Raw genomic sequence first — 12,380 nt, forward strand, 5'->3', positions numbered from 1 at the left:
ACGAGTTGCCCGGGCCTGCCCGGGCACAAGGGGAAAGAGTACCTACCACAACCGCACAGGTCAAAACGGAGTGGCCGGCGTAGCGTCTCACCCGCCCGCCGATCGAACCCGTCGCGCCTGCCCGCCCGTGATGGGCACCTACGGTCACAAGTGTACCGGCTTCCCCAGGAACCGGCCCGTCGACCCCGGGGCGGCTCCGCTCACGCCCGGCCGTCGCGGCTCCGCGTCACGCCAGCGCCACCAGCAACGCCAGCCCCAGCCCGAGCAGGCTGAGCAGCAGTCCCGCTCCGCCGCAGCTCACGCCGGCCACCGCCAGCCCCCGCCCGGTGAACCGGACCGCCGGCGGCGGCGCCGCACGGCGGATCTGTCGCAGCCCGAACAGGCCGGCGACGACCGCGCCCGCCCCCGACAGGACGCCCAGCACGGTGAAGGCGCCGGCCGCCCAGGCGCCGCCCATGCCGGCGACCGCGCCGAAGCAGACCACCAGCAGCGCGACGAGGATCGAGACGATCCCGGCCACCAGGGAACCGACGGCGAGGCCGGAGGTGACCGGGGGCACGTCCAGGTGCACCACGCCGAACGGCGTGCCGGCGACCGCCTCGACCCGCTTCGGCGGCCGACCCGGCTCCCGCGGCGGCGGAGGCGTCGGTGCCGGGAAGGCGGAGCCGCCACCCCAGCCGGGACCCGAACCGGGAGCCGTGCCCGGAGGCGTGCCGGGACCCGGGCCTGGAGCCGCCCCGGGAGGCGTGCCGGGACCCGGGCCCGAAGGCGTGCCCCAGCCGACGGCCGTGGGCGGTGGCGGGTATCCCGTCGGGGCGGACGGGGCAGCCGCGTCGGGCCGCGCCCACTGCCCCGCGTCGGACGGGGCGGCGTCCGGGTGCGTGGCGGGGGGCGCCGCGGGGTCGCTGCCCGGGAAGCGCGCCGGTTCCGTCACGGGTCCTCCTGTCGACGTCTCGGCGTCCACCGCCGCGCGACGGACACCGGGCCAGGCTACCGCCGGCGGGCGGACGGCCCACTCCCGGCGGGACCCGTTCCCCCGGGCGGTCAGTCCACGTTCGGCGCGAAGTCCTGCCCGTAGGGCGCGTCGGCGAGGCGGACCACCCCGACCACCACCGCGGCCACCACGGTGACCGCGGCCAGGACCAGGCCCGTCCAGGCCAGCCGCTCCCCCTGGCGCAGCCAGGCCGCACCGGTCAGGAAACCCCCCGACGCGTACGCCTCCCGGCGCGCCTGCCGGGCGAGCTGGAGCGCCACCGTGGCGGGCACCACGCCGCCGACGAACAGGCCGGTCAGCGCGCCGATCAGGCCCAGCGCGAAGACCGCCTTCGCCTTGGTGGCCCGGGCCGGGTCCGGGTCGAGCGGGTGGCGCGGCGGCACCGGCGGGGCGACGGGCGCCTGCCCGGGTGCGGTCGTCATGCCCTCCATCATGCCCCGGCCCCGCCGGATCGGGCCGGCCGATCCCGGGACACGACGAGGCCCCCGGCGGCTGCCGGGGGCCTCGTCGTCCGTGCTGTTTAGCGGTACGACCCGAAGTCGAAGTCGTCCAGCGGAACCGCCTGGCCGCTGGCCGGCCCGAAGCCGTAGTCGGTCTCCGGGTAGCCGGTCATCGAGTAGACCTTGGCCTTCGCCTCCTCGGTCGGCTCGACCCGGACGTTGCGGTACTTGCTGATGCCCGTACCGGCCGGGATGAGCTTACCGATGATCACGTTCTCCTTGAGGCCGACGAGCGAGTCGCTGCGCGAGTTGATCGCCGCGTCGGTCAGCACCCGGGTGGTCTCCTGGAAGGAGGCCGCCGAGAGCCAGGAGTCGGTGGCCAGCGAGGCCTTGGTGATACCCATCAGCACCGGGCGACCGGCGGCGGGCTCGCCGCCCTCGGAGACGAGTCGGCGGTTCTCCGACTCGAACAGCGCCCGGTCGACCAGCACGCCCGGCAGGAACTCGGTCGAGCCGGAGTCGATGACCGTCACCCGCTTGAGCATCTGGCGGATGATGATCTCGATGTGCTTGTCGTGGATGAGCACACCCTGCGAGCGGTAGACCTCCTGGACCTCCTGGGTCAGGTGGACCTGGACCGCGCGCGGGCCGAGGATGCGCAGCAGCTCATGCGGGTCGATGGTGCCCTCGGTGAGCTTCTCGCCGACCTCGACGTGGTCGCCGTCGTGGGTCCGCAGCCGGACCCGCTTGGAGATCTTGTCGTAGACGATCTCGTCGCTACCGTCGTCCGGCACCACGATGATCTTCCGCGACCGCTCGCCGTCCTCGATCCGGATCCGACCCGGGGTGTCGGCGATGGGCGCCTTGCCCTTCGGGACCCGGGCCTCGAAGATCTCCTGGACACGGGGCAGACCCTGGGTGATGTCCTCACCCGCGACACCACCGGTGTGGAAGGTACGCATCGTCAGCTGCGTACCCGGCTCACCGATCGACTGGGCGGCGATGATGCCGACCGCCTCGCCGACGTCCACGGTCTTGCCGGTCGGCAGCGAACGGCCGTAGCACGCACCGCAGACGCCCAGCTTCGACTCGCAGGTGAGCACGCTGCGCACCCGGACCGTCTCCACCCCGGCGGCGACGATCTTGTCGACCCCGATGGAGTTGATGTCCTGACCCCGCTCGGCGACGACAGTGCCGTCCGGCCCCTTGATGTCGTCGGCCAGCGTCCGGGCATGCACGCTGGTCTCGGCGTGCTCGTGCACGACCAGCTTGCCGTCGATCCGCTCGCCGATCTGCATCGGGATGGCGCGGTCGGTGCCGCAGTCCTCCTCGCGGATGATCACGTCCTGCGAGACGTCCACCAGACGACGGGTCAGGTAACCCGAGTCGGCGGTACGCAGGGCGGTGTCCGCGAGACCCTTCCGGGCACCGTGCGTGGAGATGAAGTACTCCAGCACGGAGAGACCCTCCCGGTAGCTGGCCTTGATGGGCCGCGGGATGATCTCGCCCTTCGGGTTGGCCACCAGACCACGGATCGCCGCGATCTGCCGGAGCTGGAGCAGGTTACCGCGGGCACCCGAGTTGATCATCTTCCACAGCGGGTTCTCCTGCGGCAGCGCGGTGTCCATCTCCTTGGCGACCTCGTTGGTCGCCTTGGTCCAGATCTCGATGAGCTCGCCGCGGCGCTCCTCGGCGGTCATCAGACCACGCTGGTACTGCTTGTCGATCCGGTCGGCTTCCTTCTCGTACCGCTCCAGGATCTCCCGCTTGCGCGGCGGAGCGATGACGTCCTCCATGCCGATCGTCACGCCGGACCAGGTGGCCCAGTGGAAACCGGCCTCCTTGAGCCCGTCCAGGGTGGCGGCCAGCGCCACCTTGGGGAAGCGCTCGGCGAGGTCGTTGACGATCGCGGAGAGCTGACCCTTGCGGATCTCGTAGTTCACGAAGCGGTAGCCCTGCGGCAGCGTCTCGTTGAACAGCACCCGGCCGAGGGTGGTCTCCACGGTCAGCGGGTCGCCCTCGACCCAGCCCTCCGGGGCGGTCCACGGCTCGGCGCCGGCGCCGTTGTCGACCCCGACCACGCCACGCAGCCGGATCTTCACCGGGGCCTGCAGGTGCAGCTCGCCGTTGTCGAAGGCCATCCGGGCCTCGGCGTCCGAGCTGAACGCCCGGCCCTCGCCCCGCTCACCGGCGGTGAGGTGGGTGAGGTGGTAGAGCCCGATGACCATGTCCTGGGTGGGCATGGTGACCGGCTTGCCGTCGGCCGGCTTGAGGATGTTGTTCGACGACAGCATCAGGATCCGCGCCTCGGCCTGGGCCTCGGCGGAGAGCGGCACGTGGACCGCCATCTGGTCACCGTCGAAGTCGGCGTTGAACGCGGTGCAGACCAGCGGGTGGATCTGGATGGCCTTGCCCTCGACCAGCTGCGGCTCGAAGGCCTGGATGCCCAGCCGGTGCAGGGTCGGCGCCCGGTTCAGCAGGACGGGGTGCTCGCCGATGACCTCTTCCAGCACGTCCCACACGACCGGCCGCTGCCGCTCGACCATCCGCTTGGCGGACTTGATGTTCTGCGCGTGGTTGAGGTCCACCAGCCGCTTCATCACGAACGGCTTGAACAGCTCCAGCGCCATCTGCTTGGGCAGGCCGCACTGGTGCAGCTTGAGCTTCGGGCCGACCACGATGACCGAACGGCCGGAGTAGTCGACGCGCTTGCCCAGCAGGTTCTGGCGGAACCGGCCCTGCTTGCCCTTGAGCATGTCGGACAGCGACTTGAGCGGGCGGTTGCCCGGGCCGGTGACCGGCCGGCCGCGACGGCCGTTGTCGAACAGCGCGTCGACGGCCTCCTGGAGCATCCGCTTCTCGTTGTTGACGATGATCTCGGGCGCGCCGAGGTCGATCAGCCGCTTGAGACGGTTGTTCCGGTTGATCACGCGGCGGTACAGGTCGTTCAGGTCGGAGGTCGCGAAGCGGCCACCGTCGAGCTGCACCATCGGGCGCAGGTCCGGCGGGATGACCGGGACGCAGTCCAGCACCATGCCGAGCGGCGAGTTGCGGGTGTTCAGGAACGCCGCGACGACCTTCAGCCGCTTGAGCGCCCGGATCTTCCGCTGGCCCTTGCCGGAGCGGATGGTCTCGCGCAGGCTCTCGGCCTCGGCGTCGAGGTCCATGTTCTGGACCAGCGCCTTGATGGCCTCGGCGCCCATGCCGCCGGTGAAGTACTCGCCGAACCGGTCCCGCAGCTCGCGGTAGAGCAGTTCGTCGGTGACCAGCTGCTTCGGCTCCAGCTTGCGGAAGGTGTCGAGCACCTCGTCCAGGCGGTCGATCTCGCGCTGGGCCCGGTCGCGGATCTGGCGCATCTCGCGCTCTCCGCCCTCCTTGACCTTGCGCCGGACGTCCGCCTTGGCACCCTCGGCCTCCAGCTCGGCCAGGTCGGCCTCGAGCTTGGCGGCACGCTTCTCGATCTCCGAGTCGCGGCTGTTCTCGGCCTGCCGCTTCTCGGCCAGGATCTCGTTCTCGATCGTCGAGAGGTCGCGGTGACGCGCCTCGGCGTCCACGCTCGTCACGACGTACGAGGCGAAGTAGATGATCTTCTCGAGGTCCTTGGGGGCGAGGTCCAGCAGGTAGCCCAGCCGGCTCGGCACGCCCTTGAAGTACCAGATGTGGGTCACCGGAGCGGCGAGCTCGATGTGGCCCATGCGCTCACGGCGGACCTTCGACCGGGTCACCTCGACGCCGCAGCGCTCGCAGATGATGCCCTTGAAGCGGACCCGCTTGTACTTACCGCAGTAGCACTCCCAGTCCCGCTGCGGACCGAAGATCTTCTCGCAGAAGAGCCCGTCCTTTTCCGGCTTCAGGGTGCGGTAGTTGATCGTTTCAGGCTTCTTGACCTCGCCGTGCGACCACTGACGGATGTCGTCGGCGGTGGCGAGGCCAATGCGCAGCTCGTCGAAGAAGTTGACGTCGAGCACCATGTCCCCTATGTCGTCGTCTGTACTGCTAGCTAGTGGGTGGGGTCGGGAGCCGGCGAGCCGGCCCCCGACCGCTCACCTCAGACCTCTTCGACCGAGCTCGGCTCGCGCCGGGACAGGTCGATGCCCAGCTCCTCCGCGGCCCGGAACACCTCGTCGTCGGTCTCGCGCATCTCGAGGGCCACACCGTCGCTGGAGAGCACCTCGACGTTGAGGCACAGCGACTGCAGCTCCTTGAGCAGCACCTTGAACGACTCGGGGATGCCCGGCTCGGGGATGTTCTCGCCCTTGACGATCGCCTCGTAGACCTTGACCCGGCCGAGGACGTCGTCGGACTTGATCGTCAGCAGTTCCTGCAGGGCGTACGCGGCGCCGTACGCCTGCATCGCCCAGCACTCCATCTCACCGAAGCGCTGGCCACCGAACTGCGCCTTACCACCCAGCGGCTGCTGCGTGATCATCGAGTACGGGCCGGTCGACCGGGCGTGGATCTTGTCGTCGACCAGGTGGTTGAGCTTCAGGATGTAGATGTAGCCGACCGCGATCGGGTCCGGCAGCGGCTCGCCGGAGCGGCCGTCGAACAGCTGTGCCTTTCCGGAAGAGCCGATGAGCTGCTTGCCGTCCCGGTTGGGCAGGGTCGACGCGAGCAGGCCGGAGATCTCCTCCTCACGGGCGCCGTCGAACACCGGCGTGGCCACGTTGGTGTCCGGCTCGGACTCGTGGGCCTCGATCGAGCGGAGCTGACGCTTCCACTCGGCGTCGTCGCCGTCGACGCTCCACCCCGTCTTGGCCACCCAGCCGAGGTGGGTCTCCAGCACCTGGCCGATGTTCATCCGGCTCGGCACACCCAGCGGGTTGAGCACGATGTCGACCGGCGTGCCGTCCTCCAGGAACGGCATGTCCTCGATCGGCAGGATCTTGGAGATGACGCCCTTGTTGCCGTGCCGGCCGGCGAGCTTGTCACCGTCCTGGATCTTCCGCTTCTGGGCGACGTAGACCCGGACCAGCTCGTTGACGCCCGGCGGCAACTCGTCGCCGTCCTCGCGGGAGAAGGTACGCACGCCGATGACCGTGCCGGTCTCGCCGTGCGGCACCTTCAGCGAGGTGTCGCGGACCTCGCGCGCCTTCTCACCGAAGATCGCGCGGAGCAGCCGCTCCTCCGGGGTCAGCTCGGTCTCGCCCTTGGGCGTGACCTTGCCGACCAGGATGTCGCCGGGGACGACCTCGGCGCCGATCCGGATGATGCCGCGCTCGTCGAGGTCGGCGAGCATCTCCTCGCTGACGTTCGGGATGTCGCGGGTGATCTCCTCCGGGCCCAGCTTGGTGTCCCGGGCGTCGACCTCGTGCTCCTCGATGTGGATCGAGGTGAGCACGTCCTGCTGCACGAGGCGCTGCGACAGGATGATCGCGTCCTCGTAGTTGTGGCCCTCCCAGCACATGAACGCCACGAGCAGGTTGCGCCCGAGCGCCATCTCGCCCTCGTCGGTGCACGGACCGTCGGCGATGACCTGGCCGGCCTCGACGCGGTCGCCCTCGAAGACCACCGGCTTCTGGTTGACGCAGGAGCCGGCGTTGGAGCGGCGGAACTTGTGCAGCAGGTACGTGCGGCGGTGGCCGTCGTCCTGGTGGATGGTGATGTAGTCGGCGCAGAGGTCCTCGATGACGCCACCGACCTCGGCGACCACCACGTCACCGGCGTCGACCGCGGCACGGTATTCCATGCCGGTGCCGACCAGCGGCGACTCGGCCTTGACCAGCGGCACCGCCTGGCGCTGCATGTTCGCGCCCATGAGCGCCCGGTTGGCGTCGTCGTGCTCGAGGAACGGGATCATCGCGGTCGCGACCGAGGTCATCTGCCGCGGCGACACGTCCATGTAGTCCACGGCCGCCGGCGGGACGTCCTCGGTCTCGCCGCCCTTACGGCGGACCAGGACGCGGTCCTCGGCGAACGACCCGTCGGCCGTCAGCGGCGCGTTGGCCTGCGCCTTGACGAACCGGTCCTCCTCGTCCGCGGTCAGGTAGTCGATCTGGTCGGTGACCCGACCGTCGACGACCTTCCGGTACGGCGTCTCGATGAAGCCGAACGGGTTGACCCGGGCGAAGGTGGACAGCGCGCCGATCAGACCGATGTTCGGGCCTTCCGGCGTCTCGATCGGGCACATCCGGCCGTAGTGGGACGGGTGCACGTCGCGGACCTCGAAGCCGGCCCGCTCCCGGGACAGACCACCCGGGCCGAGCGCGCTCAGCCGGCGCCGGTGGGTCAGGCCCGCCAGCGGGTTCGTCTGGTCCATGAACTGGGACAGCTGCGAGGTGCCGAAGAACTCCTTGATCGCCGCCACGACCGGGCGGATGTTGATCAGGGTCTGCGGCGTGATCGCCTCGACGTCCTGGGTGGTCATCCGCTCGCGGACGACCCGCTCCATCCGGGACAGCCCGACCCGGACCTGGTTCTGGATCAGCTCGCCCACCGTACGCAGACGCCGGTTGCCGAAGTGGTCGATGTCGTCGGCCTCGTAGCCCTCCTCACCGGCGTGCAGCCGGCAGAGGTACTCCACGGTGGCGACGATGTCGTCCTCGGTCAGCGTGCCGGTGGTGATCGGCACGTTCAGCTCGAGCTTCTTGTTGAACTTGTAACGCCCGACCTTGGCGACGTCGTACCGCTTCGGGTTGAAGAAGAGGTTGTCGAGCAGGGTCTGGGCGTTCTCGCGGGTCGGCGGCTCGCCAGGGCGGAGCTTCCGGTAGATGTCGAGAAGCGCCTCGTCCTGGCCGGCGATGTGGTCCTTCTCGAGCGTGGTCATCATCAGCTCGGACCAGCCGAACCGCTCGCGGATCCGCTCGGCCGACCAACCGATGGCCTTGAGCAGCACCGTGACGGCCTGCCGGCGCTTGCGGTCGATGCGAACGCCGACCGTCTCGCGCTTGTCGATGTCGAACTCCAGCCAGGCACCCCGGCTGGGGATGACCTTGACGCTGGAGAGGTCGCGGTCGGAGGTCTTGTCCGGCTGCTTGTCGAAGTAGACGCCCGGGGACCGGACGAGCTGGCTGACCACGACGCGCTCGGTGCCGTTGATGATGAAGGTGCCCTTCGGCGTCATCATCGGGAAGTCACCCATGAACACCGTCTGGCTCTTGATCTCGCCGGTGGTGTTGTTGGTGAACTCCGCGGTCACGAACAGCGGGGCGCAGTAGGTCAGGTCCTTCTCCTTGCACTCCTCGATCGAGGCCTTGACCTCGTCGAAGCGCGGAGCCGAGAAGGAGAGCGACATGGTGCCGGAGAAGTCCTCAATGGGACTGATCTCGTCGAGGATCTCCGCGAGACCCGAGCGTGCGTGCGGGTCGTCCGCCGACCGGCCCTGCCAAGCCTCGTTGCCGACGAGCCAGTCGAAGGACTCGTTCTGGATGGCGAGGAGGTTGGGGACCTCGAGGTGTTCGGTGATCCTGCCGAATGAGACTCGGCGGGGAGCGAATGCGCTCGACGTACGACTGGTCTTCGCAGGGCGGGAAGCTGCCAAGATGCGTCCTTCCGAGGACCGGTGCTGCAGAACGGCTGGTACGCGTGCACTCCAATGACCCCACCAGAATTATCCGTAAACGGACATTTCCGAGCAGGGGTCAAGTCGGAAGGCAGCGCAAACTAGCAGTGTAGCCGAGAGGCTAACCGCTGTCCAGCCCACCCCGCAGGTCGTCGCGGAACGTGCCTCGGGACCCCCAGGAACCGGGTCTCACCGGGCCGCTCGGAACGCGACGTTCCTGCCGGGCCGCTCGGGTGTGGCGGCCGATGGTGCTGCCGCTGCCATTACCCAAGTGGTGGCCGTTGCAAGCGCGGAAGGTCTTGCTGGTGTCAGCGTGCCTGTCAGCCCGGGGCCGCGTCAAGGGCCGGCATCCGGGTCGCCCCGTCTTTCCCACCCACGGGCTATCGCCACGCACCGCGTACGCGCCGACGCCAGGCGTGGACGCCCTGCTCACCGCGCTGCGACCGGGGCCACCAAGACGGCGGGCGGCGATCCACTGTCGGATCACCGCCCGCCGTGACGCGGTGTGCCCCGGCTCACGTGAGCCGGACGCGCGCCTGGTCGACCTCAGGTCACTTGAGGGTGACCTTGGCGCCCTCACCCTCGAGCTTGGCCTTGGCCTTCTCGGCGGTCTCCTTGTTGGCCTTCTCCAGGACGGCCTTCGGAGCGGCCTCGACGAGGTCCTTGGCCTCCTTGAGGCCCAGGCCGGTCAGCTCGCGCACGACCTTGATGACCTGGATCTTCTTGCCGCCGTCAGCCTCGAGGATGACGTCGAACTCGTCCTTCTCCTCCTCGACCGGGGCGGCCGTGGTCGGGCCGGCCGGGCCCGCGACGGCGACCGGAGCCGCGGCGGTGACCTCGAAGGTCTCCTCGAACTGCTTCACGAACTCGGAGAGCTCGATCAGCGTCATCTCCTTGAACGCGTCGAGCAGCTCGTCGGTGCTGAGCTTCGCCATGTCTGGCGTCCTTTCCTGAATCTGTTAGGTAAGAACTGGGTGCGCCGCGGGGCCTCAGGCCGCCTCGGCGCCCTCCTTCTCGCGCTTGTCCGCCAGGGCGGCCGCCGCACGGGCGGCCTTGGAGAGCGGGGCCTGGAACAGGGCCGCGGCCTTGCTCAGGTTGCCCTTCATCGCGCCGGCCAGCTTGGCCAGCAGCACCTCACGGGACTCCAGGTCGGCGAGCTTCGTGACCTCGGCCGCGGAAATGGCCTTGCCCTCGAAGACACCGCCCTTGATGACGAGCTTCGGGTTGGCCTTCGCGAAGTCGCGAAGCCCCTTCGCCGCCTCGACGACGTCGCCCGAAACGAAAGTCAGCGCGGTAGGACCGGTGAACATCTCGTCGAGACCGGAGATGCCAGCGTCGGACGCGGCACGCTTCGCGAGCGTGTTCTTCGCGACCGTGTAGCTGGTCTCCTTACCGAGCGAGCGCCGCAGCTGGGTGAGCTGGGAAACCGTCAGACCGCGGTACTCGGTCAGCACCGTGGCACCCGCGTTGCGGAAGCTCTCGGTCAGCTCAGCGACGGCCGTGGCCTTGTCGGCCCGGATCGGCTTGTCCGCCATGTCCCTCCTCTCTCGTTGCTCGAGGCTGGTCACCGTCGTCGGCCGGAGCTTTCGACGGGAGCGGAGGCATCACGAGAACGAGAAAGCCCCGGCGCAGGGCGCACGGGGCGAGGGCCGGACGCGGGCACAGTCGGCGGACCGTGCTCAGCACCGATTTCGCTTACCGCCCTGCGCGGGTCGCCCGTCGTCGCGGGACCTTCGACCGTGCCGGGGCACGGTGACCAGCGGTCTCTGGGTGGAACTTCGCGCCAAGGTTACGCGAAGAGTGCCCTGACCACCAAATCGCCCCCCGGGTGCGCCACGTCACCCCTCCGGTGGGACCCGGGGTGCGCCGCCGGTCAGGGCCGGGTGCGACGCCGCCACAGGTAGGCCGCCCCGGCGCTCGCGCTCCACGCCGCGGCCCAGCCGGTCAGCAGCGCCACGGTCGGCGCGGCCAGGTCGCCGGCGGCGGCCCGCGCGGTCGCCATCACCGGCGGCGCCAACCAGGGCGCCACCGAGCCGCTCAGGCCGAGGGCGACCGCGCCGACCCCGCCGAGCGCCAGCACCGCGACGCCGTAGCCGGCGCTGCCCGCGCAGGCGCGGCTGGCCAGCGCCCCGAGCGCCACCGCGGCGGGTACGGCCAGCAGGTGCGCCCACAGGCCGACGGCGATGCCGAGGGGCACCGAGCGGTCGTCCGGCCCCACGGGGCCGGCGACTCCGCCGACCAGCCAGGGGAAGACCAGCGCGACGACCACCGTGCCGAGCCCGGCCACGCCGGCGGCGAGCAGGCCGGCCAGCCGCTCCCGGCGCACCCCGACCAGCGCCTGGGCCAACCGGCGCTGCACGTCGGGCTCCACGTCCAGCAGCACCTTGGTCTGCCAGGCCAGCACCGGGAAGAGCACCACCGCCGAGACGCCGTACGCCTCTCCCGGCTGGGCCCGGCCGCCGCCGTAGAGGACGCCGAGGGCCACCAGGCCCGCGAGCAGCGGCGCCAAGGCCCGCCCCGTCCGCAGGAAGCCGGCCAGCCGCAGCCGGAGCAGGGCGGTCACCGCGCTCCCCCGGTGGCCGGACCGGTCGGCTCCGCCGCGCCGACCTCCGCCGTCCCCTCGGCGGTCGCGACCCCGTCCGGGGCGCCGGAAGGGGTCGGCGCCTCGGGGCGTACGCGCAGGACGTGATGGCCCTCGGCGCGCAACCGGGCGACGGTGCCGGCGACCCGCGCGGCCGGCACCGCGACCTCGACCACCACCATCGCCGCGTCGGCCGGTGGCGCACCCTCGGTGACGGTGCCGTCGGCCACCGTCCAGCGGCGGGCGCCGGGCAGCCGGGCGATCTCGCCGCGGTGGTCGCTGACCAGCACCGACCCGCCCGTTGCCAACACCTCGGCGATCACCGCGGGCACCAGCTCCCGGGTGGCGGCGTCGAGGCCCTCCCACGGCTCGTCGAGCACCAGCAGGCCGGGGGTACGCAGCATCGCCTGGGCCAGGCCGACCTTCTGGGCGGTGCCCTTGGACAGCTCCGGCAGCCGGACCCGGCGGAACCGGGCCAGGCCCAGCTGGTCGGTCCAGTGGTCGACCGCCCGGCCCGTCGCCGCCGGATCGAGGCCAGCGACCCGACCCATGGCGGTCAGGTAGCGCTCGACGGTGAAGGGCTGGTCGGCCGGGAAACGCTCCGGGACCCAACCGACATGTCGGGGCCGGTCGATCACGCGCCCCCGGCTCGGCCGCAGCACCCCGGCCGCCACCTGGAGCAGGGTCGACTTGCCCACGCCGTTGCGGCCGAGCACGACCACGACCTCACCGGAACCGACCCGCACATCCGTCTCCCGCAGCACCCACGGCCCGCGCCGCCGGTACCGCAGCCAGACGTTCTCCAGTCGCACCCGGCCGAGCATGCCACAGCGGAAAGGGAACGGGGCGCCGCCACGGTGTGGC

8 protein-coding genes are annotated in these 12,380 nt (G+C 70.6%); all 8 read right to left on the reverse strand.

Annotated elements, in window-relative coordinates; genetic code table 11:
* Positions 1 to 226: 226 nt before the first annotated feature.
* The 8 genes from ACZ6Q9_RS06405 to ACZ6Q9_RS06440 all read right to left on the reverse strand — a co-directional run bounded on the left by ACZ6Q9_RS06405 (position 227) and on the right by ACZ6Q9_RS06440 (position 12,328).
* Positions 227 to 574 carry a hypothetical protein gene (locus ACZ6Q9_RS06405; RefSeq protein WP_393265054.1) on the reverse strand — a complete coding sequence of 116 codons (348 nt, stop codon included), beginning with the start codon at positions 572 to 574 and terminating at the stop codon, positions 227 to 229.
* 470 nt (positions 575 to 1,044) lie between these two features.
* Positions 1,045 to 1,416, reverse strand: coding sequence for a hypothetical protein (locus ACZ6Q9_RS06410; RefSeq protein ID WP_393264989.1), 372 nt, complete (start codon positions 1,414 to 1,416; stop codon positions 1,045 to 1,047).
* A gap of 98 nt (positions 1,417 to 1,514) precedes the next feature.
* Positions 1,515 to 5,402: a DNA-directed RNA polymerase subunit beta' gene (locus ACZ6Q9_RS06415; protein WP_393265052.1), complete on the reverse strand. Its 3,888-nt coding sequence runs from the start codon at positions 5,400 to 5,402 to the stop codon at positions 1,515 to 1,517.
* Positions 5,403 to 5,482: 80 nt separating this feature from the next.
* Positions 5,483 to 8,914, reverse strand: a complete 3,432-nt coding sequence (rpoB, locus tag ACZ6Q9_RS06420) for a DNA-directed RNA polymerase subunit beta (RefSeq protein WP_393264987.1) — start codon at positions 8,912 to 8,914, stop codon at positions 5,483 to 5,485.
* A 572-nt stretch (positions 8,915 to 9,486) separates the two neighbouring features.
* Positions 9,487 to 9,870, reverse strand: coding sequence for a 50S ribosomal protein L7/L12 (gene rplL / locus ACZ6Q9_RS06425; RefSeq protein ID WP_393264986.1), 384 nt, complete (start codon positions 9,868 to 9,870; stop codon positions 9,487 to 9,489).
* Positions 9,871 to 9,924: 54 nt separating this feature from the next.
* Positions 9,925 to 10,470 (reverse strand): 50S ribosomal protein L10, encoded by a 546-nt coding sequence (gene rplJ / locus ACZ6Q9_RS06430; RefSeq protein WP_091102532.1) that lies wholly within the window; start codon positions 10,468 to 10,470, stop codon positions 9,925 to 9,927.
* 338 nt (positions 10,471 to 10,808) lie between these two features.
* Positions 10,809 to 11,498, reverse strand: coding sequence for a hypothetical protein (locus tag ACZ6Q9_RS06435; RefSeq protein WP_396830244.1), 690 nt, complete (start codon positions 11,496 to 11,498; stop codon positions 10,809 to 10,811).
* Positions 11,495 to 12,328: an ABC transporter ATP-binding protein gene (locus ACZ6Q9_RS06440; protein WP_396830245.1), complete on the reverse strand. Its 834-nt coding sequence runs from the start codon at positions 12,326 to 12,328 to the stop codon at positions 11,495 to 11,497. Before ACZ6Q9_RS06440 ends, ACZ6Q9_RS06435 begins: the two co-directional genes overlap by 4 nt.
* Positions 12,329 to 12,380: the final 52 nt, after the last annotated feature.

It is taken from the genome of Micromonospora sp. NPDC049139 (assembly GCF_055586845.1).

Coding starts and splice junctions, on each gene's coding strand:
- ACZ6Q9_RS06410 (WP_393264989.1), bottom strand. CDS start 1,416: ATGACGACCGCACCCGGGCAGGCGCCCGTCGCCCCGCCGGTGCCGCCG.
- rplL (WP_393264986.1), bottom strand. CDS start 9,870: ATGGCGAAGCTCAGCACCGACGAGCTGCTCGACGCGTTCAAGGAGATG.
- rplJ (WP_091102532.1), bottom strand. CDS start 10,470: ATGGCGGACAAGCCGATCCGGGCCGACAAGGCCACGGCCGTCGCTGAG.